Origin of the sequence: Rubripirellula obstinata (assembly GCF_001642955.1) — a bacterium.
GTDB lineage: Bacteria > Planctomycetota > Planctomycetia > Pirellulales > Pirellulaceae > Rubripirellula > Rubripirellula obstinata.
Genome location: NZ_LWSK01000070.1, coordinates 1 through 21,296, shown reverse-complemented (window position 1 = coordinate 21,296; position 21,296 = coordinate 1). Strand labels below are relative to the sequence as shown.

Sequence of the window (21,296 nt, the reverse complement as noted above, 5' to 3'; positions counted from 1 at the left end):
CCCCACAGAATCGTATTCATGGACTACATCGACCCACACATTCACATGGTTTCGCGGATCACCGACGATTACGCGACGCTTGCGAGGATGGGATGCGTCGCGATCAGCGAACCGGCTTTTTGGGCTGGGTTTGATCGTGGAAGTGTCGATGGGTTTCGTGATTACTTTGGACAGTTGACCGACGTTGAACCTCGCCGTGCGGCCCAGTACGGGATCCAGCATTTCACTTGGCTCTGCATCAATGCGAAAGAGGCCGAGAATGTCGAACTGTCGCGCGAAGTGATCGCGATGATTCCAGAGTTCCTGAAATGCGAAAATGTGCTTGGCATCGGCGAAATTGGGCTGAACAAAAATACGCCTAACGAAGCGACCATCTTCTTAGAACATTTGCAGTTGGCGATCGAACATGACCAATCAATCTTGATTCATACGCCTCACTTGGAAGACAAGTATCAAGGCACTCGGATGATTTTGGATATGCTGGAAAGTGATTCCAGGATCGATCGTGGTCGAGTGTTGGTCGATCATGTGGAAGAGCACACGATCGATGAAGTGATCGACCGTGGGTTTTGGGCAGGCATGACGTTGTATCCGGTGACCAAGTGTACGCCCGAGCGAGCGGCCGACATGATCGAACGCTTCGGCGGCGAGCGGTTGTTGGCGAATTCGGCTGGTGATTGGGGGCCAAGCAAGCCGACGGCTGTTCCTGATTTGATTTTTGAACTTCGGCGGCGCGGGCATAGCGAATCTCTGATCCGCAAAGTCGTCTACGACAACCCGATCGAGTTCTTTTCGCAGAGTAAGAATTTCCGTTTCCAGCCACGTGATTGATTCCAATGACTCAGACTTTGATCCAAGACCTGCTGATTATCCTGTCGGCCGGTTTGATCGCGGGGCTGGTTTGTCGATGGCTGCAAGCGTCCGTGTTGATCGGATACTTGGTGGTCGGGGCGTTGCTTGGCCACGGAGTGCTGGGGTGGGTGCTTGATGAAGGCCATCAATTGGAACACTTTGCCGAAGCCGGTGTGTTCTTGTTGTTGTTTTCGATCGGGCTGGAATTTTCGCTCGACGATCTAAAACGACTGGGGAAAAACTTGGTCATCGGCGGTGCGGTGCAGATGGCGCTGGTGGCCGTGCCGGTTACCGCTGCGTTGGTTTACGTTTCGATGTCGATGCAATCGGCCGCTTTGATCGGGGCTGCGGTTGCGTTCAGTTCAACGGTGCTTGTGTTCAAGGCAATGTCCCAGTGGGGCTTGGCCGAAAAACCACACGGCCGACGTGCGATTGGCATCTTGCTGTTCCAAGACGCAGCGTTGGTGCCTTTGTTGTTGATGGTTCCACTGTTGACGGGAAGCGGTGAAACGCCCGGCCTGGTTGATTACTTGGTGCTCGCTGGAACGTCGATTTTGTTTGTTGTCGCCGTCTTGTCACTGCGTCAAGCACTTTCAAAATGGCTGATCCCAAAACTGGCTAGTTACCGCAGTCCCGAACTAGTGATTTTGTTCACGATCGTGTCGCTCGGCTGCGTGACGCTGGCGGCCTACCGCGTTGGCTTGCCGCCGGCGGTAGGTGCTTTCGCCGCCGGGCTGATTTTCAACGGGAACCGCTGGACGAAACAGATCGATGCACTGGTGTTGCCGTTTCGTGAAACCTTTGCCGCAGTATTCTTTGTTGGTTTGGGGCTGATCTTTGATCCGCGACTGTTTTGGGATCAACCGCTGTTGATGGGCGGTGCGATTGTCTGCGTGATTGTGTTGAAGGCTTTTGCTGCGACCATTGCGTTAAAGTTGACGGGGCTGACGTGGGGAAGATCACTTGGGATGGGAATTGGGCTGGCCCACATTGGCGAGTTCGCATTCGTTCTGGTTTTGCTGGGGCAAGAATCCGGCGTGATTAGCGAACTGAATTACCAGCGAGTCGTTGCGATCGCGGTCGGGTCGTTGATTCTAACCCCGATGTTGATGAAGGCTGGATTGCGATTAATCAAAGACGATGAACTGGCCGAAGAACCGCTTCGTGACCTGGGCGAGTCGTCACAACACAGCAACAAGGCAGCGATCATCGGCGCGGGAATGATCGGCCGGCGGCTTGCTTCGCAGTTGGAAACCAGTGGGATGGATGTTTGTTTGGTCGATCTAAGTCCGATCAATCTGCATCCGTTCGCAGCCGAAGGTTTTCGCACCGTGACCGGTGACGCCAGCGAATCAGACATTCTGCAATTGGCCGATGTGCATGATTGTCGGCTTGTCGTTGTCTGTGTTCCCAATGATGAAACGGCAACCCAAGTCGTGCGTTCGATTCGCAAGATGAATCGAAAGGGGAAGTTGATCGTTCGCTGTCGATATCAGGCCAACGTCCGCTCGCTTAGTGGTCTAGGCGGTGATCGCGTCGTGGCCGAAGAAACCGAAGCATCGCTGGCGCTGATGCGAGCATTGGATGACATCTCGGCGGGAAATGCATAACGCCGCACCAACGCATGCAGAACGCCTACAGGGGACAGGCAAGCCAATCGGTTGGAGGCCCCAAAGTAGGCCGTAGCGAGCGAAGCGAGTTACGGCGGGCCTGCAAAAAATGCGGTAACTCGCTTCACTCGCTACGACCTACAAAACTTTCGGATACAATGAAATGGTCGAATGTTAATTGCTCAGTGTACCCATCGATAGAAGTTCTATGTCTCCGCAGCGATCCAACGATTTTACCCGTGACTCTACTGGCGATCTGAAATCTCAGCCCGCACGACGTGACTTCTTGGCCTCAACCGCGATCGCAGCCACGGCGGTTGGTGGAATGGCCGCGGGCAGTTTCGCAAGCGGTGGGCATTCCACCAGCGCCCAAGCAGCCGACAATGTCGCCGGCAGCAATTCGCGTCTTCGCATCGGGTTCATTGGACCAGGCGGACGCGGATTTGGTGCGCACGTGAAAAAACTGTGTGATCTTCGATCGGCGGGACGCGCGATTGATTTGGTCGGCGTCGCGGAGGTTTATCAGAATCAGCGCGACATGGTCGCTGACTACATCAAGGAAAGCACCGGAACCGATCCGGGGCGCTATGTTGATTATCGCGAGATGATCGAGAAGGAAAACTTAGACGCCGTTTGCATCGGGACGCCTGATCACTGGCACCACAAACAGATCATTGATTCGCTGGCGGCAGGACTGCATGTCTACTGCGAAAAGCCAATGACCAAGACGGTCGAAGAGGCGTTTGATGTGGAACAGAAATGGCGGGACAGCGGCAAGGTCATGCAGGTTGGCGTGCAGTCAACAAGCTTGGCGGTTTGGGATGAAGTCAACGAGTTGCTGCGTCAAGGAAAGCTCGGCAAGGTGTTGGGCTTTCAAACCGAGTACTTCCGCAATTCGGATGTCGGCCAGTGGCGATACTATGGCCTTGATCCCAAGATGACGCCCAAAACGATTGACTGGTCACGTTGGCTGGGGACTGAACATGACCTGGCCGAAGACATGCCGTTTGATCGTGAAGTGTATCGCCAATGGCGACGTTTCTGGCCGTTTGGCAGCGGCATGTTTACGGATCTGTTTGTCCATCGCACCACGTCGATGTTGAAAGCGACCGGGCTGCGAATTCCGGGACGTGTTGTCGGTGCGGGGGGGATTTTCTTGGAGTACGACGGACGTGGTGTGCCCGATGTGGCCACGGTTGTCGCTGATTTTCGCGAGGGCGTGCAAGGCATGGTCACGGCTACGATGTGTAACGAAGCGTCACGAATCAATCAGTTAATTCGAGGTCACTACGGTACGTTTGAATTTGGCAACGGCGAAGGGTTCGATGGTTTCGATTTTGTTCCTGAACGCGGCCCAGTGACCCACGTTCGCCAAAGTGCCGAGCGGATCAAGACCAAGGCGATTGCCGACACCACTCGGGCCCACTTTGAAAATTGGCTGGACGCATGCGAGGCTGGTGATCCGATGCTTTGCAACAATCCACCCGACCTGGGCGCAGCGGCGATCGCGGTCGTCAATTTGGGTGCCCAAAGCTATCGAAAGGGCAAGGTGTTCTTTGTCGATGAAGACCGCAACATTGGCAACGATGACCCCGGTTGGGCTTCACGATGGGAAGCGTTATCGAAGGCCGGTGGTCCAGTTCAACATATTCCCGGTTGGGAAGCGGGCGATTACGGCAGCAAGCAACGGACGCCTGATTACATGAAGTACGGTGGCCCGTGGATCGACGGAAAAGACCCAGCGGCCGGTAGCTGATGACGTTTCAGCTTCGTTGTACGGTTCGCAACTGTACCCATTTGCTGGTGCAAAACGAGCGTGGGCTGACCTGTGATTCCGGGCACCATTTCGATCAAGCCAAAGAAGGCTATTGGAGTCTGCTGCAACCGCAGGACCGAAAATCCAAAACACCAGGTGATGCGGAATCCGCCGTTCTCGCCAGACATCGTTGGCTGCAGCGTGGGCATCACGGCGGGTTGGTCGAAGCGTTGCAGCCATGGACTTGCAAAGCGTTAGCCCCTGGTTCAAGTTCCGTTCCGCGAACAATCGATTTGGGTTGCGGCGAAGGTTCTTTTGGCCGGGCTCTTTTCTCTGATCAAGCGTCTAGTTTTTGCGGGATCGATCTGTCCAAGAAGGCGATCAAAATCGCGTCCCGCGCTTGGCCCGATGCGACTTGGGTGCTGGCCAACGCCGATCGGTTCTTGCCAGTTGCGGATGAAAGTGTTGATCAAGTAATTTCGTTATTTGGCCGTCGTCCCGTCGCAGAAATTGGCCGGGCGTTGGCGAACAACGGAACCTGCATCGTTGCGGTTCCCGGCGAAGAAGATCTGATCGAATTGCGTGAACAGGCTCAGGAATCCGGCCACCGTCGAAGTCGTTGGGAAATGGTGGTCGAGGAAATGTCGTCCGCCGGTTTGCAATGCGTCGAACACAAGCAATGGAAGCATCAAGTCGATTTGTCACCCGACGCGGTCGCCGACGCGATGGCCATGACCTACCGCGCCGTTCGTCATTCGCAGCAAGCACGCTTAGACGCGATCACAACCGAGATCAAAGTCACCCTGTCAGCCGACTTAATCCTGTTTCGCCGCTGAACTTTGTGGAACGCAACACAAAACAGTAGGCCGGAACAAGCCGCTTCGGCGCAGTTCCGGCAATCCGACACTGAACCAAAACCCGAGCAATGTAATTGCCGGAACTGCGCCGAAGCGGCTTGTTCCGGCCTACGCAACGATATCAACACCGATATCGCGCATTTCGGCGAACGCTCGCTCGCAATCGCCTGACTGCAAATCGACTCCGCGTACCGCTTCCTGGATCACCTTTGTTTGGAAGCCTAATTTCACCGCATCCAATGCCGTAAACTTGACGCAGTAATCGGTGGCTAGGCCGACCAGGTGGACTTCTTGGATGCCGGATTCTCGCAGCAAACTTTCCAGGCCTGTTGCACCACGACCGTCGTTGTCAAAGAAGCCGCTGTAACTGTCCACATCGCGGTTGGTTCCTTTGCGAACGACATGATTGATTCGTTGCGTGTCCAACTTGTCGGAAAAGTCTGACCCGAGTGTTCCCTGAACGCAGTGATCTGGCCAGAGGACTTGTTGCGTTTCGCCCAGCGGAACAATGTCGCCCACTTTTCGGACCGCATGTTGGCTGGCGAACGATTGATGATCCGCCGGATGCCAATCCGCCGTCGCGATGACCATCGAGTATTCAGGAATCAGCCGGTTGATGACGGGAATCACTTCGTCGCCCTGCGGAACACCCAGTGCGCCACCCGGCAGGAAATCGTTCTGAACGTCGATAATGATCAGCGCTATCAATTTGCTAAGTCCTGATTAAAGAAGATTGATTTGAAAATTGATGTAGGCCGGAACAAGCCGCTTCGGCGCAGTTCCGGCAATCCGACACTGAACCAAAACCCGAGCAATGCAATTGCCGGAACTGCGCCGAAGCGGCTTGTTCCGGCCTACGTTGTTATGTCGCTAAAACCTTTTACCTAAACCTCGAAATTGAAACCTTGCTTTGTCATCCGGTCGTACTTTCGTTGATCGAATCGGTACAACCTGGCGGCACGATGCGCGACGTCTTTTTCAAACTGGTTGGTTTCTTTGACGATCTCAGTCGCCAACACTTTCTTTCGGAAGTTTCGTTTGTCCAATTCGCGGTCCAAGATAAGCTCGTAAAGATGCTGTAACTGACGGAGCGTAAACTTCTTGGGCAATAGCTCAAATCCAATTGGCTGGTAACGAACTTTCGCGCGCAATCGGTCGAGCGCCACTTTTAAGATCTCCGAATGATCGAATGCAAGCTTCGGTAGATCGTTGATGGAAAACCAGGCGGCATTGCGAGCGTCGCTGCTGGCTTTCACGTCATGTTCATTAAGATTCACGAGAGCATAATGCGCGATCGTGACAACATGCTCACGAGGATCACGGCCAGGATTACCGAACGTATAAAGCTGTTCCAGGAAAATTTCACTCAGCCCGGTCTCCTCTTCCAGTTCTCGCCGTGCCGCATCGTCAGGCGATTCACCAACATCGACGAAACCGCCCGGCAGAGCCCATTGGCCGCGAAACGGTTTCCCATCTCGCTCGATCAACAGAACCTGCAAGTCTTCGGCATCCAATCCGAACACGACAATATCAACCGTCAATGCTGGTCGGGGATATCGGTACGTGTGGCTCATGATGTCTTCCTAGCCGCATCGATCATTTCGTTGCGAACACGATTCAAATCGACATCCAATCCGACCGGGTATTCGTGTGGATTCAGCAAACGCCGCGAAGTTGGATGCAATCTTGTTAGCTGGTTGATCGCACGCTCGCGAATCGTTGAAATTTCTTCGGGCGGCCCGGTGGGAACCCCGTCACGCATGACGGGGACCAGCAAGTCCGACGCGGTGGCTTCGCTGGGAAAGCGTTTTCGCCGAGTTGGATCTTTGGTGTCAACGATTTCGAGCGATGGATTCACGCCCATGTCTTCATCGTAAATCATGTCGCCGATCATCTGGCCGTTTTTCTCGAAACGACGGACTTGCAAGGTTCCAGGAATCGACGTTTTGATCAACTGTTCGGACAATTTGACTTTGGGTTGCCAATTGCCTTGGTCGTCTTGCAAAGCGCCAAGTTTGTAAACGCCGCCGAGTGCCGGTTGATCGAACGCGGTGGCCAGTTTGGTGCCGACGCCCCAGACGGTGATTTTGGCACCTTGGATTTTCAGGCTTTCGATGATGTGTTCGTCCAAGTCGTTCGACGCAACGATCGCGGCGTTTTCAAAACCGCCTTCATCCAAAATCCGCCGCGCTTCGATACTGAGGTACGCCAAGTCGCCGGAATCCAAACGGATCCCAACCATTTCGTGGCCTCGATTACGCAGTTGGATCCCAGCTTTTACCGCTTCACGGACACCTTGGATTGTGTCGTAGGTATCGACCAGAAAGACGCAGTTGTTGGGCATCGCGTCAGCGTAGTTGGCGAAACTTTCCGCTTCGGTGTCAAACGACATCACCCAACTGTGTGCGTGAGTTCCTTTGACGGGAATGCCGTACATTTTTCCGGCCAACACATTGGACGTCGCGGCGCAACCACCGATATGGGCCGCGCGGCTTGCCGATAGCGAACCATCAATGCCCTGTGATCGCCGCAATCCAAATTCAAGGATCGGTTCTCCAGCGGCGGATGCCGCGATTCGCGATGCTTTGGTTGCGATCAGTGTTTGAAAGTTGACGATGTTCAGCAACGGTGTTTCCAACAGTTGGCACTGCAGAATCGGCCCGCGAATTCGCAACATCGGCTGCGATCCAAACGCCAGCGTGCCTTCGGGCATCGCATCGACATCCACTTGCAGCTTCATCTTGGACAGGTAGTCAAGAAAGCCGTCATCAAACAAAGCCTGATCGTCGTTTCCGGTCAAACTTGCCAGATACTCGATGTCTGAATCGTCAAACCGGTAGCCCCGCATGTACTCAATCGCCTGCGCCAAACCAGCGGCGATTGCGTAGCCACCATTGAAGGGCGGTTTGCGAAAAAAGAGGTGAAAGACCGCCTGCTGGTTATCGCGACCAAGTTTCCAATAACCGTAGGCCATTGTTAGTTGGTAGAGATCGGTTAGCAGCGCAAGCGGTGGTCGGTAGAGCTCGTTGAGCATGGGCTTCTCCTTGTTAGTGTATTTTATACACTAACGAATCCCATGTCAAGGTTTCCAGCTTACCTGCTTAGGGCAACTCACTTTTTGAAGCTGGGGAATTTCTTGTGAGCCGCTGGCGGTAACGCCTCGGGCGTTTACGTAGGCCCGGCCGCTTACGCGATCACGGCTCACAACTCAATTTGAAAAACTGACTTGCCCCGCTTACCTGCTAACGTTGTTTCGCTCGTTCTTCTTTTCTCGCGGGAAAGTCAACGACCACTAGATCTTGATTGGCTTCGTCCCACGCGTATTCTTGATAGTAGGGCAGCATGGGCAAGCGGATTCCGTTCATGCCACCGGGCTCGATAATTTCGGCCATGAACACGTCGTAGGTCAAAGGTTGCGGACGTTTGATGCTGCTGGCGTTTCGCAGTTGAATCTTCTTCGTAACATCAAACCCGCCGAGTTTGCCAACAGTAGTGCGGTAGGCGTCGGCACTGGCCATCAGCGGATTGTTTGCTTCCACCGAAGTGCTGGCAAGAACCGCTCCATTGGCGAGTGCTTTCTTTAAATCCAAGACCTTTTGCGTCGTCTTGCCGATCGTTTTGCGTGGCGTCGCTTCTTCGGCGGTTACGCCGGACGTCGTTGAGGCGGACTTGTCGCCGGTTGAACTGGCGGGAATACAGCCGAACGACGCGGCGGACAAAAACAGAACGGCGATGGGGAGCGTGGGTTTCATGAGACAGTGCCTAAAACGGTGGGGGGCTTTGATTTGCTGGAAAGAACTTCGATTCCGAAAAACATCGGTGCTCTTCGTTTAGCCGCGTGGGCATCGCCCCGCGCGTTGCCGGGCCGCACGACGCGCGGGGCGATGCCCACGCGGTTAAACAGTTTGAAAACTCTTCATGGCGCGGGGCATCGCCCACGCGGTTTAACTTTGCTTCAGGATATCGCAATTGATACTGCAAGGCTATTCGTTTGTAGTCGAGATGCAAGGGAATCATCGCAGCCTTAATGTTGCCGAGAGAAGACGTACCGCTGGAACAAACCGAGCTACTGGTCAACAATTGAGTTATGAATTCAACCATCAAAATTGATCCGGCGTTGCCGGACGACGCACTTCGAGACCAGATCGAAGCGACGTGCGACCAAATGGAAAAGACGTATGCCCAAGGCTTTTATTCAAAGCTGTCAGTGTATCGCCATTGGTCCAAACATAACCCGGAATTAACGGGTAAGATCGCACGGCCTCGCGCGTATCGTTGGTACCTGCGACGCGAGCTTTTCAAACTGGCTCGGCGGGGAGCACAGATTTCGGTTTCGCAATCAAGAGCCCGCATCGATCTTAGCAGCCCGGCGCTGCTGGATTTGATCGATGAAGCCAACTTCGATTTGACTCGAAAGAAAGTGTTCCTGTTCGGCCCCGAGCGATCCGAGTTATCGATCGCACGTTTGGAGCATTACACCGGAACGGCCGCAGAGGATTTTCAGCGATACGTTTTGCTGACGAATTATCAAATGCACATGGAAGCGTTCGCGGAACAGTTTCCTGATTGCGTTCGTCCGAATCGTGATGACGTTCAGATGCCGGCGCTGCACCATCTGGACGATCAAAATCGTGGTATCAGTATCGTTAACATTGGCGTGGGACCGTCGAACGCAAAGAACTTGACGGATCATTTGGCGGTGCTACGTCCCGATGCGATGTTGATGGTCGGGCACTGCGCTGGAGTGCGAAACCATCAAGAGATTGGCGATTTTGTTTTGGCGTCGGGTTACATGCGCGGCGATCACTTGTTGGATGCTGCGTTGCCGCCGTCGGTCCCGATCACGCCTAGCTTTTTGCTGAACCGAGCACTCGCATCGGCGCTCGACCAGGCTCAGTTTCCGTATCGCATCGGTGCGGTTTACACGACGGCTGATCGGAATTGGGAATTGTCGTTGCAACGGACGCTGCAAGATTTGCGGGCCAGTCGCAGCATCGCTGTTGATATGGAATCGGCGACGGTGGCCGCGAACGGATTTCGATACCGCATCCCAACAGCGACGCTGCTTTGTGTTTCTGATAAACCGTTGCACGGCCAGCCAAAACTTCCCAGCGAAGCGAAGGCTTTCTACAACGACACCAAGAAGCAGCACATCGCGGTCGCTACCACCGCCATTGCCAAGGTCAAAGCCGACTACCCCGGCGGCCTGCCCAACAGTGACATTCGCGCTCCGGAAGAATCGTTGATGGAAGGCCCAGACCCATCGTTGGGCGATTAGGGGATTTTAGTTACCGAAATCACTGTTTCGTGCGATATGGTCACACCCGGTGTGTGTCATTTTTGTCAACCGTGTTCGATTCGTGAATCGGTAACTTTTGTCGCGTTGATAGGTCTGGTAACGTGCCGTCAAGGTGCAACGAATGCACTGCAACATTTATATGTTTCGCCGATGTCGCGCTGTTAGGACGTTTCAATGCCGGAAGATTCAAGCAAGTCAGCGACTGACGGCGTTTCCGGCACCGAACCTACTTCTCAGCCAACTAATCAGGCATCTGCAAAATCGGCGAACCGCGGACGCGTTACCAAAGGCGCGGTCATCTTTGCGGTGAGCCTTGGTTTGTTGTCTGGCCTGGGAATTTTTACGTTTGGCTATGGCAAAGGTGCCAGCTACCTGAGCAATAACCCAGAGACCTGTGTCAATTGCCATGCGATGCAAGATCACATGGATTCATGGCAACAGAGCAGTCACCATCATGTGGCGGTTTGCAACGATTGCCATTTGCCGCACGATCCGATTGGTAAGTGGGTCACCAAAGCGGACAACGGATTCTTTCATTCGTTAGCGTTCACGTTGGGCAACTACAAAGACCCCATTCAAATCAAGCCACGCAACAAACGCGTGACGCAAAGCACTTGTGTTTCGTGTCATAAGGGCTTTGTCCATTCACTGTTGCCGGCCACTGCTGGCGAAGACATGCAGGCTTGCGTGCATTGTCATTCTGACGTGGGCCATGCCGGACGTTGACGTTGCTGACGCTCTTTAGCTGAAGCCATTATTTCACTCTTCACCCTTCTCTATTCAAACTTCTCAACATGACTTCCAACAACAATCGCGGTTTTGGTCTGCTGGCACTGCTGACCGGTTTCGTTGCACTGGTCACGATCGGTGTGGTCGCCTTGCTGATGAATATTTTCGAGCGAAAACAAGAAGCTCGTGCGCCTTTCGTTCGCGTGGTCGAAGTCAATGAAGTCAGTACGGACCCGGAGCCTTGGGGTCTGAATTTCCCTCAACAGTACGAGGATTACCTGAAGACGGTGGACGATGAGTACACCGATTACGGTGGAAACCATGCGTTGCCCCCGAGCAAGTTAAAGGAACATCCTTGGTTGAAGCGATTGTTTGCCGGTTATGCGTTCAGCATCGATTACCGCGAAGCCCGCGGGCACGCTCACATGCTTTCTGACCAGGAAGTCACCAAACGAGTCACCGATGTGCAACAGGCCGGTGCATGTTTGCATTGTCACGCCTCAATCATCCCGACCTATCGACGAATTGGGATGGAGGCGCTTGGACAGGAAGCGACGGAAGAATCGCTGGGTGAATCTTACAACCAAGAAGCTGTGATGGCTGGTTTCAAAGCGGTCAGCCAACAGAATTACGAGGAGGTCCATGCCGAGCTTGAGCAAACGCCCGATGGAGTGGTCAAGGCCGAAGCTGGCGACCCACATCTGGGCGACGCACACCCGGTGTCCTGTATCGATTGTCACGATCCGGAAACGATGGCGATCCGCGTCACTCGTCCAGGTTTCATTTTGGGCATCGACAAGTTGGCCAAGAGCGACGATCCGGTTCCTCACCTGCCTAGCATTCAAAAGTGGCGTGATGCAGGGGCCAAGGGCGATTATGACCCGAACGTTCATGCGACGCGTCAAGAACTTCGTTCGTTCGTCTGCGGGCAATGCCACGTTGAATACTACTGTGCCAACAAGATGACGCTGACGTTCCCATGGAGCAACGGTTTGAAGATGGAAAACCTGGAAGCCGAATGGGACAGCACTGAATTTCCGAAGGATGAAAATGGCGAAGGTGGCGGCGAGTTTTATGACTACGTCCACAAGGAAACCGGCACCAAGGTCTACAAGGCTCAGCACCCCGAGTTTGAGCTTTGGAGCCAGGGCATTCACGCTCGATCCGGCGTCAGTTGCAGCGATTGCCACATGCCGTACGAAAAGGTCGGTGCCACCAAGGTCAGTAGTCACTGGGTTCGCAGCCCGATGACGAACATCAACAAGGCCTGTCAAACTTGTCACAACATTCCTGAACAAGAAATCAAGGATCGTGTTGACGTAATCCAAAATCGGACTCGATCGTTAATCGATCGTGCTGCCGCGGGTGTGACGGAAATGTTTGATGCGATCATTGCCGTGCAAGAAGCCGGAGCGACGGAGGACGAGCTGAAACCGATTCGCGATTTGCAACGCAAAGCAATGTGGCGGTTGGATTACATCGCCAGCGAAAACAGCAAGGGTTTCCACGCACGCCAAGAAGCGGCGCGGATTCTGGCAGAGTCGGTTGACTACAGTCGCCAGGCAATCATCGAGTGTCTGAAACTTGGTTACAAACCAAAGCCAGCAGAGCCATCGGTGGCAGCGTCAACGAATTAGTCGACCTCGCCCGAACACGTCCATCGATTTCCCCGTAGGCCGTAGCGAGCCATAGCGAGTTACGGCAATTCGCGCACCGCCGTAACTCGCTGGGGCTCGCTACGGCCTACTTTGGGATGTATCCGCTTGGTGGTCACGACCGAGAGAGCGATTGCCAATCTTCTGCGTCAACGAATTAGCCGACCGCCCGAACACGTCCATCGATTTCCCCGTAGGCCGTAGCGAGCCATAGCGAGTTACGGCAATTCGCGCACCGCCGTAACTCGCTAAGGCTCGCTACGGCCTACTTTGGGATGTATCCGCTTGCTATGCAGGACCGAGAGAGCGATTGCCAATCTTCTGCAGACGGCGGTATGGTTTAGTCTGCAATTTGCAACCATTTTGGTGCATCGACCAAAGCCCCGCAATGGTTTTCGGCAAACCAGCCGCATGAACCTTGCAACCAAGACCGCGTCCCGTTGGTCAATAAGCTCTCACTGATCCAGCCATGCAATTGAACCTCGACGACCGTTTTAATACCGAACTGCCTGCCGACGTTTTGAACGATAACGCTCGCCGCCAAGTCCACGACGCAGCGTTCTCGTTCGTGACGCCTCGTGTCCCCTCGAATCCGCAAGTCGTGCATGTGGCGGACGAGGTCGCGGCATTGATTGGCTTGTCATCCGAAGACGTTCAGTCCGACGACTTCGTTCAGGTTTTCAGCGGCGGGAAAGTTCCGCAGGGGGCTCGGCCTTACGCGATGTGTTACGGTGGCCATCAGTTCGGCAATTGGGCGGGGCAGTTGGGCGACGGGCGAGCGATCAACTTGGCGGAAGTTCAGCACCAAGGTCGCCGATGGACGTTGCAGTTGAAGGGTGCGGGTGAGACTCCGTATTCGCGTACGGCTGACGGACTGGCAGTGCTGCGTTCTTCGGTTCGAGAGCATCTGTGCAGCGAGGCAATGTTTCATCTTGGCGTTGCAACGACGCGGTCACTGTCGCTGATCACGACGGGCGACCAAGTGATGCGTGACATGATGTACGACGGCAATCCGCAGTACGAACCCGGTGCGGTGGTTTGCCGTGTCGCCCCCGCGTTTATTCGTTTTGGCAACTTTGAAATTTTTGCCTCGCGAGATGATCAGGACAACCTGCGGAAACTGGCGGACTACACGATCAAGCATTACTTCCCCGAAATTCAGATCGATGCGAATTCAGAATCAGATCACTACGTTGAATTCTTTCGTCAAGTAAGCCAACGCACGCTCGCGATGATCGTTGACTGGCAACGCGTTGGGTTTGTGCATGGCGTGATGAACACGGACAACATGTCGATTCTTGGCGAGACGATTGACTACGGGCCGTACGGTTGGTTGGAAGGGTTTGATCACGACTGGACACCCAACACGACCGACAGCCAGAACGGCCGCTATCGATATGGTTATCAACCAAGGATCGCTGCTTGGAATCTGGCTCAGTTGGCCAACGCTCTGTTTCCGCTGATTGGCGAGGCGGAACCGCTGCAGCAGATCATCGATGAATTCCTGTCCACCTTCGTGATCAAGCACGATGAGATGATGGCGAAGAAACTGGGCTTCGGTCGTTTTCAGACTGGCGATGCGGAACTGATTCGTGATTTGGAAGAGGTTCTGCAGTTAACGGAAACTGACATGACAATCTTTTTCCGGAATTTGGCAAAGGTTCAATCGTCAACCGATGCTTCTGATTCGCCTGGCATGACTGCGGTGATGGATGCGTTCTATGCGCCGGACGAATTGAACGGTGAAACGCTTTCTCGTTGGCAATCATGGTTCAGCGGATACATCCAACGCATTGCATCGTCGGGTACATCGGATGAAGAACGTGCCGAGCAGATGAACGCCGTCAACCCAAAATACGTTTTGCGAAACTACATGGCTCAATTGGCGATTGATAAAGCGACCGCCGGTGATTTTTCGCTGGTCAGCGAACTGCATGATCTTTTGCGCCAGCCTTACGACGAACAACCGGCTTCTGAAAAGTGGTTTGCCAAGAGACCAGACTGGGCACGAAATAAGGTTGGTTGTTCGATGCTTTCATGCAGTTCATAAAGTTCATCGTTTCGGCTTGGCACGACCGAGAAAGCGATTGCCAATCTTCTGCGTTAACGCATGGGTTGACCGGGCCGAATACGTCCATCAATTTCCCCGTAGGCCGTAGCGAGCCTTAGCGAGTTACGGCATTTTGAGGCGCTGCCGTAACTCGCTAAGGCTCGCTACGGCCTACTTTGGGCGCCCAGTCGATTTAGACCGGCCAGGTGAAGGCAAACTTTGCTCCGCTGCCTTCGCTAGATTCCAGCGTGATCGTTCCGCCGCGAGTGTCGAGCAACTTTTTGATCATCGCTAACCCCATCCCGCTACTTTCGATTTCCGACGCCGGGTTGAGCTTGCTGAACATTCCAAAGACGTAACCGTGGAATTCGGGGGCGATTCCGCGACCGTCATCAGCGACGATGAATCGATGTTCGCCATGGGTTGTTTTGTCAGCAGAGATCGTGATCGTTCCGTCATCCTTGCTTCGGTATTTCACGGCGTTCCCGATCAAATTGCGAAACACAATCGCTAGCGGAGCCCGCTGTGTTGTCAGCGTGGGGAGCTCACCTTCGATGTGAAAATGAAACTCTGCGGGGACGACTGCCAATTCAATCACGTGTTCGACTAATTCGCGGATATCAATGAGTTCATTGGCACCGGCCACGTTGCCGACGCGAGAATACTCGAGCAAATCGTCAAGCAGTTGTCCCATGCGAACCACGCGCGACTGCAATTTTCCTAGGTGCTCCTTGGAGATTTCTGGAATCAGATCGCCACCGTCTTCGATTGCCCACTGAGCCAAATGACTGATCCCGCGCAGCGGTTGCTTTAAATCATGAGACGCAATGGTCGTGAACTGCTGCAGTTCTGTATTGGCTCGTTCTAATTCGTCGGCGTAGGCGGCCAACTTGGCTTCGATTTCTTTTCGCTCGGAAGTGTTGCGAACGAAAGCACAACTAAAGACTTCGTCTTCAAATTCGATCAAATGGATTGCGATTTCAACCGGGAATTTGCTGCCATCTTTTCGTTGATGCTGATGCTCAAAAACTGAAACTTGATTCTCTAGGATTTTCGGCCACGTTTCAGTTTTGTACTTCTCGATACTATCAATCTGGGGATTGACGTCGACGACCGTCTTGGAGAGCAACTCCTCCGCTGTGTACCCTAGTTCTCTGCAAAACTGTTTGTTGACGTACAGGAATTTTCCTTCTGGTGAAACCCAAACCACACCATCGCCCGAAGAATCCAGTGCCGCTTGGCTGCGTTGCAACAATCGATGCGTCGTTCGCATTTCCAGGGACGCACGTCGCACTTTTAGCATGCCTTCGACGTGCCGAGCAAACATCGTCAGGATTGACATCTGCTGGCTTGATAATTCCGTCGGCTTGTCGCCGATCACGCAAAGCGTTCCCAGTGGTAAGTCTTCGTCCAGTGAGATCGGGATTCCCGCGTAGAAGCGGATTTTTGGATCACCCTGAACCAGCGGGTTGGTTGCGAAGCGATCGTCTTTGGTCGTGTCGTTTACAACCAGTGGAATGGTTGGGTTAAGAATGGCGTGGGCACAAAATGCATCGCACCTGGGTGTTTCAGTGGCACTCAAGCCGTGCTTCGCCTTAAACCATTGTCGATCTTCGTCGATCAGGCTGATCAGGCCGATGGGAACACCGCAAGCTTCGGCGGCCATCTTGACGACATCGTCAAAAACGGTTTCTTCTGCCGTGTCCAGAATGTCCAAGGCTCGCAGCGACCGAAGCCGTGATTCTTCGTTCGGGTGAAGCGCGGCTTCGGGCATCCAGGTCTCCCAGTAAATTGACGAGTCAGTCGTTCAGCGTCGGCTTCATATCGTAGCTGATCCCGCCAGGGTTCAGACCATGATCGGGTCGTGCTCGACTGAACCCTGGCGGGATCAGCTACGGGTGGGACGCTTTTTCAACGTTCGCCAAATCGATTACTGGCGATGAATCTTTGTCGCGTTGACCGTGATCGTTCCGACGGCTGAATCAAAGGTTGCGTCGCCTTTGACGACGACCACATCATCTTTTGCCAGCCCGAATAACTCGTCGGCACCGGTTGGAATAATTTCGCCATCGGAGCCTTGGAATCTGACCAGAACCTTTGGTGCGTTTTGCAGCGTACGTTTGCAGAACGGGCAATTGTCGGCGTGGTCAGGATCATCCTCGCCGTGACCTTCGTCGGGCAATTGAGACATCACAAAAGTTGCCTCGCCTTTGGAAAAAGGTTCAAAGTCACCGGCATCGATTCGGCCAGCAATGACGACAGGTTCATCGGGCGGAATTTGATCGGGCGGCAGGTCGGCGGTTTCCTTGATGTCGGTAGGTGTTTGGACCTTACCTTCGATGGGCTGCGACGACAAAAATTGATCGCGAAGTTTTGTCTGTTCCGCCGTTAGGCTCGGTTCGGAACTGCATCCAGCCAACGAAGTGACGGCGATCAGCACAACCAGCATTGCTGGTCGAAAAAACGAACTGCTATTTTTCATCAGGGTCACTTATTCCTTCGCGGCGGATTTTAGGACAGCGATCGCGGATTCGATCGACGACTTCACTTCATCAAAATCTTTTCCACCATCACCATGCATCGTTTCATCCAAGGCGGTGTAGGAATCGAACAATTCTTCGACGGCTTTCAAGGCTTCTGCTTTGGTTTCTTCGCCGAGCGATGATTTGCTGACGACGGTTTCGGTTGCTTCCAACACTTCGGAAATGTGATGCAAAGCGTCGTGAGCGGATTCGGGTTCACCGCTAGTGAATGCTACGCCGATTTCATCAGAAAGTTCTTCAAGTTCGACGAGTGCTTCACCGAGATTCTCGAAATCATGATTGTGGCCGGCGTGATCGTGATCATGACCATGGTCGTGGCCGGCATTTTCAACTGGTGCTTCGGTGGACGATTCGGTTGGCCCACAACCGACGATGCAAAACATGCCGATGGCGAGAAAACAAAACAGGCTGCTGGTGGGGTTGCGGTAAGACATGTTTGACCTGACGGGGAAACGTAAATGGGGAATTCGTAGAGGTGACTGAAAGTTTAAAGCATTTTTTGGATTGAAGTAGGCCGGAAAAAGCCCGGAATAAGCCCCGGAATAAGCCCCGGAATAAGCCCCGGAATAAGCACCACGCAGTTTCGGCAATTGCGTGATCGGTGGCTGGATTGCCGGAACTTCGCTTTGCTTGTTCCGGCCTACTTATTTTCCTGTTCTTTTCGGTATCGTTGACGTTTGCTGGCATACGTGTCTGCATCAGGCAAGGACGTTGTCTGGTCAGCGGATTGTTCAAGAAGGCGCTGCAAAAATGGCCGACACCAACCGCATCCGGTTCCCGCGCCGTAGCATTGTGACAGTTGGCTGGCGAGCTTTGGTCGTTCCACCCGAATGTATTGCAGGACCTTTCGTTTGCTGACGTGAAAGCACAGACAGATTTCATCGTCGTCGTTCATGACGTGATTAAATCCGTTGCGATGCGGCACGCGTCCAGGTAATCCGCGATCACCAATCGTTCATCGGCGGTATGGATGTTTTTCTGGCCGCAGCCAAGCGTGACCGCTTCGATGCCGTGCAGGAACAACCAATTCGCGTCTAAGCCTCCGTTGGCGACTTCGATATACGGCGTTCGGCCAAGTTTCCGCACCGCTGCGTCGGCGACGCGAATCGACGGATGATCCAGGTCCAATTTGAACGACTCATAATCAACCTGGGAAGCAAATTCGATTCTCCCTGCGATACCGCTTTCTGTTTTGACACTGGCAGCCGCGTTTTCAAAGGCGTTTTTTATTTCAGCGACAATTCTTGATCGCATTGCGGAATCGTGGCTGCGAGCTTCCGCGCGAATGCTGACTTTTGGAGTGATCACGTTGGTTGCTTCGCCGCCCTGGATGACGCCGACGTTGGCGGTGCCGACGCCGTGTTCGTTACTGATCAGCCCCAGCCAACCTCGCGAATCCAAATTGGCGATCGCGCGAGCGGCCATGATGATGGCGCTGGCACCGTTTTGCGGAGCGGCCCCGGCGTGAGACGGCACGCCGCAGAGCGTGATGGTCATACGTTCGCCGCCGATCGCGCCGTTGGTTAATTTTTCGACCGAGCCGCCGTCAAAATTGAACGCCTGATCCACTTTGCCGATCGAGGCCACGTCGATGTGGCGAGCCCCGTGCAGTCCGATTTCTTCTTGGATCAGGAAGCAGATCACGGCCGGGGAAAACTCGCCATCGCCAACCGCCATCCGCTGCGTCACCGCGGTCAAGATGGCGGCACACCCGCCGCGATCGTCGGCACCTAGGCCGGTTTCAGAATCGCTGATGACTTCATCATCGACGACCTTGGGTTGGCTGCCAACGCAAATCGGGACGGTGTCCATGTGAGCGGACAGCATCGTGCGGGGGCCGGAACCGTTGCCTGGCAGCGTCACGATCAGGTTGCCGCAATTGCCCGCCAATGCGGTTTTGGTGTGGGCATCGTCGAAATGGATCTGCGAATCGGCGACGCCGGCGGCCTTTAATTGGGCGACAATGGCCGCTGCCACGTCGGCTTCCTCCCCGCTGATGCCGGGAATTTTTGTCAATTCAAGAAATCGGGCGAGTGCGGCGTCGGTATCGACTTCGATCTTGGAGTGGGGCACGTTAGAATCCGGGGCAGAAGTATCCTTTTGTCGTCTAACCGAAATCATAACATTGAATCTGCCAGTCGTTGAACCTAATCGCATTGAATCGAGTGCCGCAAAGGACCAGAAAAAGGATCCGAGGAAGCATCTGCTGGACCTGTCCGCGGAAGAGTTGACGACTTGGTTGACGGATAAGGGATATCCCAAGTTTCGGTCAAAACAGATTCTCAATTGGGTCTACCAGCAACGGGTTCACGACTTTGCGGACATGAACAATCTGCCCAAGCCGCTTCGCGAAGAGTTGGCTGAGTCGTTTCAGATTTGGAATGCCAAGGAAGTTGTCGCGCAAACGTCCAGCGATGGGACTGACAAGTTGTTGGTTCGTTTGGCGGATGGCGGCGAGGTCGAGTGTGTGTTGTTGCGTGACGGGCCGCGGCGAAGCATCTGTGTTTCCAGCCAAGTCGGTTGTGCGATGGGATGCGTTTTCTGCGCCAGCGGACTCGACGGCGTTGATCGCAATTTGACTCGCGGCGAAATTTTGGAACAGATGCTGCGGTTACAGGCACGATTAGATTCGGAAGAACGGCTCAGTCATATCGTGATGATGGGCATGGGCGAACCGCTGGCGAACCTGGACCGCGTGCTCGGCGCGCTGGCGATGGCACGCAGCGAGGAGGGTCTAGGAATCAGCCCGCGGCGAATCACGATCAGCACGGTCGGATTGCCGCCAGCGATCGATCGGTTGGCCAGCAGCGGTGTGCCTTACAACTTGGCGGTTAGTTTGCACGCGCCCAATGATGAACTGCGAACCAAATTGGTTCCCGTGAATGACAAAATCGGCGTCCAAGCGGTTTTGGAATCTGCGGATCGTTATTTTCAAACCAACGGCCGACGGTTGACGTTTGAGTATGTGTTGCTGGGCGGCTTGAACGATTCATCGCTGGAATCGCATGAACTGGTGACGCTGTTGAAGGATCGCAACGTGCTGTTGAATGTGATTCCTTACAATCCAGTCGAGGGTTTGCCGTACCACGAACCAACGCGGCAATCGATCGCCGATTTTCGGCGTGTGTTGGAAGACGGCGGCGTCAACGTGATGTTTCGGCAACGCAAAGGCGGCGAGATCGATGCGGCGTGCGGGCAACTAAGACGTAATCGGAATAAGACAGAATAGGTTTTGGATTTTAGTTTTTAGGTTTCTTGAAATGTCAGTTGAGATAAAAGCGGTTTACTCCGGCAAGCTACGTTGCGATGCGACGCACGGCCCCAGCGGAATGACGCTGCACACCGATGCGCCGGTGGACAACGGCGGCAGCGGCGGTTCGTTTTCGCCGACCGATTTGGTGGGCACGGCGCTGGGGACCTGCGTGATGACGATTGTGGGGCTGATGGCTGATCGGCATCAGTTGAACCTGGAAGGCATGCAGGTTCATGTGGTCAAGGAAATGATCGCAAATCCAGTTCGCCGGATCGGGGCGCTGAAAACGACCGTGACTATTCCGGCGGGGGTCGTCGACGATCCGTCGATGCGGTTACGGATCGAAGCCGCGGCGAGAAAATGTCCCGTCCACCAGAGCCTGCATCCCGATATCGATGCACCCATCAATTTTCGATACAGCGTTTGAAATACGGTGGAATCACGGGGACAGGAATCACGGGGACAGGCATCAACGCCGTGAAGAGTTTTTATCCAGTAAAAACCCATTGTTTTGTTTAGCCGCGTGGGCATCGCCTGGGCCGCTAAATCTTTGGTATTGACATATTATTTTGCAATTAAGAATTTGTTCCGCTTTCAGTCCAATGCGGCCATTCGAATCGTAGGAGGCAACTCGATCGATTTCCGTTGCGGGCTTGTCCCGGCGGAATCACAACTGGCGGCTACCAATGCTC

20 protein-coding genes are annotated in these 21,296 nt (G+C 54.1%); 11 read left to right on the top strand and 9 right to left on the bottom strand.

Annotation, left to right across the window (positions count from 1 at the left end; genetic code table 11):
• Positions 1–18 precede the first annotated feature (18 nt).
• From RC85_RS16600 to RC85_RS16585, 4 genes are all read left to right on the top strand, one after another.
• Positions 19–831, top strand: coding sequence for a TatD family hydrolase (locus RC85_RS16600; RefSeq protein ID WP_068264844.1), 813 nt, complete (start codon positions 19–21; stop codon positions 829–831).
• 5 nt (positions 832–836) lie between these two features.
• A complete protein-coding gene (locus RC85_RS16595; RefSeq protein WP_068264842.1) occupies positions 837–2,462 on the top strand; it encodes a cation:proton antiporter domain-containing protein in 1,626 nt (541 codons plus the stop codon).
• A 325-nt stretch (positions 2,463–2,787) separates the two neighbouring features.
• Entirely contained in the window at positions 2,788–4,218 is a 1,431-nt protein-coding gene (locus RC85_RS16590) for a Gfo/Idh/MocA family protein (protein ID WP_068264862.1), read from the top strand.
• Complete coding sequence (locus tag RC85_RS16585; RefSeq protein ID WP_068264840.1) at positions 4,218–5,054, top strand: methyltransferase domain-containing protein; 837 nt, start codon at positions 4,218–4,220, stop codon at positions 5,052–5,054. The genes RC85_RS16590 and RC85_RS16585 overlap by 1 nt, the downstream gene beginning before the upstream one ends.
• A 129-nt stretch (positions 5,055–5,183) precedes the next feature.
• On the opposite strand, the gene pncA is transcribed toward RC85_RS16585, so the two are convergent.
• From pncA to RC85_RS16565, 4 genes are all read right to left on the bottom strand, one after another.
• Complete coding sequence (pncA, locus tag RC85_RS16580; protein ID WP_068264839.1) at positions 5,184–5,783, bottom strand: bifunctional nicotinamidase/pyrazinamidase; 600 nt, start codon at positions 5,781–5,783, stop codon at positions 5,184–5,186.
• A gap of 176 nt (positions 5,784–5,959) precedes the next feature.
• Positions 5,960–6,649 carry an NUDIX hydrolase gene (locus RC85_RS16575; RefSeq protein ID WP_068264837.1) on the bottom strand — a complete coding sequence of 230 codons (690 nt, stop codon included), beginning with the start codon at positions 6,647–6,649 and terminating at the stop codon, positions 5,960–5,962.
• Positions 6,646–8,109: a nicotinate phosphoribosyltransferase gene (locus RC85_RS16570; protein WP_068264835.1), complete on the bottom strand. Its 1,464-nt coding sequence runs from the start codon at positions 8,107–8,109 to the stop codon at positions 6,646–6,648. Before RC85_RS16570 ends, RC85_RS16575 begins: the two co-directional genes overlap by 4 nt.
• A 208-nt stretch (positions 8,110–8,317) precedes the next feature.
• Entirely contained in the window at positions 8,318–8,827 is a 510-nt protein-coding gene (locus RC85_RS16565) for a hypothetical protein (protein WP_068264833.1), read from the bottom strand.
• A gap of 335 nt (positions 8,828–9,162) precedes the next feature.
• Between RC85_RS16565 and RC85_RS16560 the strand changes: the two genes are divergently transcribed.
• From RC85_RS16560 to RC85_RS16545, 4 genes are all read left to right on the top strand, one after another.
• Positions 9,163–10,353, top strand: coding sequence for a phosphorylase family protein (locus RC85_RS16560; RefSeq protein WP_068264831.1), 1,191 nt, complete (start codon positions 9,163–9,165; stop codon positions 10,351–10,353).
• A gap of 195 nt (positions 10,354–10,548) precedes the next feature.
• The gene (nrfH, locus tag RC85_RS16555; RefSeq protein WP_068264829.1) at positions 10,549–11,100 is read left to right on the top strand and encodes a cytochrome c nitrite reductase small subunit; all 552 of its coding nucleotides are present in this window, start codon (positions 10,549–10,551) and stop codon (positions 11,098–11,100) included.
• Between the two features lie 68 nt (positions 11,101–11,168).
• Entirely contained in the window at positions 11,169–12,740 is a 1,572-nt protein-coding gene (locus tag RC85_RS16550; protein ID WP_068264827.1) for an ammonia-forming cytochrome c nitrite reductase subunit c552, read from the top strand.
• A 487-nt stretch (positions 12,741–13,227) separates the two neighbouring features.
• Positions 13,228–14,808 (top strand): protein adenylyltransferase SelO, encoded by a 1,581-nt coding sequence (locus RC85_RS16545; protein WP_068264825.1) that lies wholly within the window; start codon positions 13,228–13,230, stop codon positions 14,806–14,808.
• A gap of 193 nt (positions 14,809–15,001) precedes the next feature.
• On the opposite strand, the gene RC85_RS16540 is transcribed toward RC85_RS16545, so the two are convergent.
• The 5 genes from RC85_RS16540 to RC85_RS16520 all read right to left on the bottom strand — a co-directional run bounded on the left by RC85_RS16540 (position 15,002) and on the right by RC85_RS16520 (position 19,424).
• Positions 15,002–16,582, bottom strand: coding sequence for a GAF domain-containing sensor histidine kinase (locus tag RC85_RS16540; protein ID WP_068264823.1), 1,581 nt, complete (start codon positions 16,580–16,582; stop codon positions 15,002–15,004).
• Between the two features lie 156 nt (positions 16,583–16,738).
• Positions 16,739–17,290 (bottom strand): hypothetical protein, encoded by a 552-nt coding sequence (locus tag RC85_RS16535; RefSeq protein ID WP_149753003.1) that lies wholly within the window; start codon positions 17,288–17,290, stop codon positions 16,739–16,741.
• Positions 17,291–17,299: 9 nt separating this feature from the next.
• The gene (locus tag RC85_RS16530) at positions 17,300–17,785 is read right to left on the bottom strand and encodes a hypothetical protein (RefSeq protein WP_068264820.1); all 486 of its coding nucleotides are present in this window, start codon (positions 17,783–17,785) and stop codon (positions 17,300–17,302) included.
• Between the two features lie 206 nt (positions 17,786–17,991).
• Positions 17,992–18,246: a (2Fe-2S)-binding protein gene (locus RC85_RS16525; RefSeq protein WP_068264818.1), complete on the bottom strand. Its 255-nt coding sequence runs from the start codon at positions 18,244–18,246 to the stop codon at positions 17,992–17,994.
• On the bottom strand, positions 18,243–19,424 hold the full coding sequence (locus RC85_RS16520; protein WP_200836866.1) for a M20/M25/M40 family metallo-hydrolase: 1,182 nt from the start codon (positions 19,422–19,424) through the stop codon (positions 18,243–18,245). Before RC85_RS16520 ends, RC85_RS16525 begins: the two co-directional genes overlap by 4 nt.
• Positions 19,425–19,476: 52 nt before the next feature.
• On the opposite strand from RC85_RS16520, the gene rlmN reads away from it, so the two are divergent.
• The 3 genes from rlmN to RC85_RS28500 all read left to right on the top strand — a co-directional run.
• Positions 19,477–20,580, top strand: coding sequence for a dual-specificity RNA methyltransferase RlmN (gene rlmN / locus RC85_RS16515; RefSeq protein WP_068264817.1), 1,104 nt, complete (start codon positions 19,477–19,479; stop codon positions 20,578–20,580).
• A 31-nt stretch (positions 20,581–20,611) separates the two neighbouring features.
• Positions 20,612–21,031, top strand: coding sequence for an OsmC family protein (locus tag RC85_RS16510; RefSeq protein ID WP_068264815.1), 420 nt, complete (start codon positions 20,612–20,614; stop codon positions 21,029–21,031).
• Positions 21,032–21,115: 84 nt separating this feature from the next.
• Positions 21,116–21,296, top strand: a 181-nt coding sequence (locus tag RC85_RS28500) for a hypothetical protein (RefSeq protein ID WP_238383141.1), incomplete at its 3' end; no start/stop codon positions are given.

What these genes read in the sequence shown, in the direction of transcription:
- RC85_RS16600 (WP_068264844.1), top strand. Translation starts at nt 19, where the DNA reads ATGGACTACATCGACCCACACATTCACATGGTTTCGCGGATCACCGAC.
- RC85_RS16595 (WP_068264842.1), top strand. Translation starts at nt 837, where the DNA reads ATGACTCAGACTTTGATCCAAGACCTGCTGATTATCCTGTCGGCCGGT.
- RC85_RS16590 (WP_068264862.1), top strand. Translation starts at nt 2,788, where the DNA reads ATGGCCGCGGGCAGTTTCGCAAGCGGTGGGCATTCCACCAGCGCCCAA.
- RC85_RS16585 (WP_068264840.1), top strand. Translation starts at nt 4,218, where the DNA reads ATGACGTTTCAGCTTCGTTGTACGGTTCGCAACTGTACCCATTTGCTG.
- RC85_RS16575 (WP_068264837.1), bottom strand. Translation starts at nt 6,649, where the DNA reads ATGAGCCACACGTACCGATATCCCCGACCAGCATTGACGGTTGATATT.
- RC85_RS16570 (WP_068264835.1), bottom strand. Translation starts at nt 8,109, where the DNA reads ATGCTCAACGAGCTCTACCGACCACCGCTTGCGCTGCTAACCGATCTC.
- RC85_RS16565 (WP_068264833.1), bottom strand. Translation starts at nt 8,827, where the DNA reads ATGAAACCCACGCTCCCCATCGCCGTTCTGTTTTTGTCCGCCGCGTCG.
- RC85_RS16560 (WP_068264831.1), top strand. Translation starts at nt 9,163, where the DNA reads ATGAATTCAACCATCAAAATTGATCCGGCGTTGCCGGACGACGCACTT.
- nrfH (WP_068264829.1), top strand. Translation starts at nt 10,549, where the DNA reads ATGCCGGAAGATTCAAGCAAGTCAGCGACTGACGGCGTTTCCGGCACC.
- RC85_RS16550 (WP_068264827.1), top strand. Translation starts at nt 11,169, where the DNA reads ATGACTTCCAACAACAATCGCGGTTTTGGTCTGCTGGCACTGCTGACC.
- RC85_RS16545 (WP_068264825.1), top strand. Translation starts at nt 13,228, where the DNA reads ATGCAATTGAACCTCGACGACCGTTTTAATACCGAACTGCCTGCCGAC.
- RC85_RS16540 (WP_068264823.1), bottom strand. Translation starts at nt 16,582, where the DNA reads ATGCCCGAAGCCGCGCTTCACCCGAACGAAGAATCACGGCTTCGGTCG.
- RC85_RS16535 (WP_149753003.1), bottom strand. Translation starts at nt 17,290, where the DNA reads ATGAAAAATAGCAGTTCGTTTTTTCGACCAGCAATGCTGGTTGTGCTG.
- RC85_RS16530 (WP_068264820.1), bottom strand. Translation starts at nt 17,785, where the DNA reads ATGTCTTACCGCAACCCCACCAGCAGCCTGTTTTGTTTTCTCGCCATC.
- RC85_RS16525 (WP_068264818.1), bottom strand. Translation starts at nt 18,246, where the DNA reads ATGAACGACGACGATGAAATCTGTCTGTGCTTTCACGTCAGCAAACGA.
- RC85_RS16510 (WP_068264815.1), top strand. Translation starts at nt 20,612, where the DNA reads ATGTCAGTTGAGATAAAAGCGGTTTACTCCGGCAAGCTACGTTGCGAT.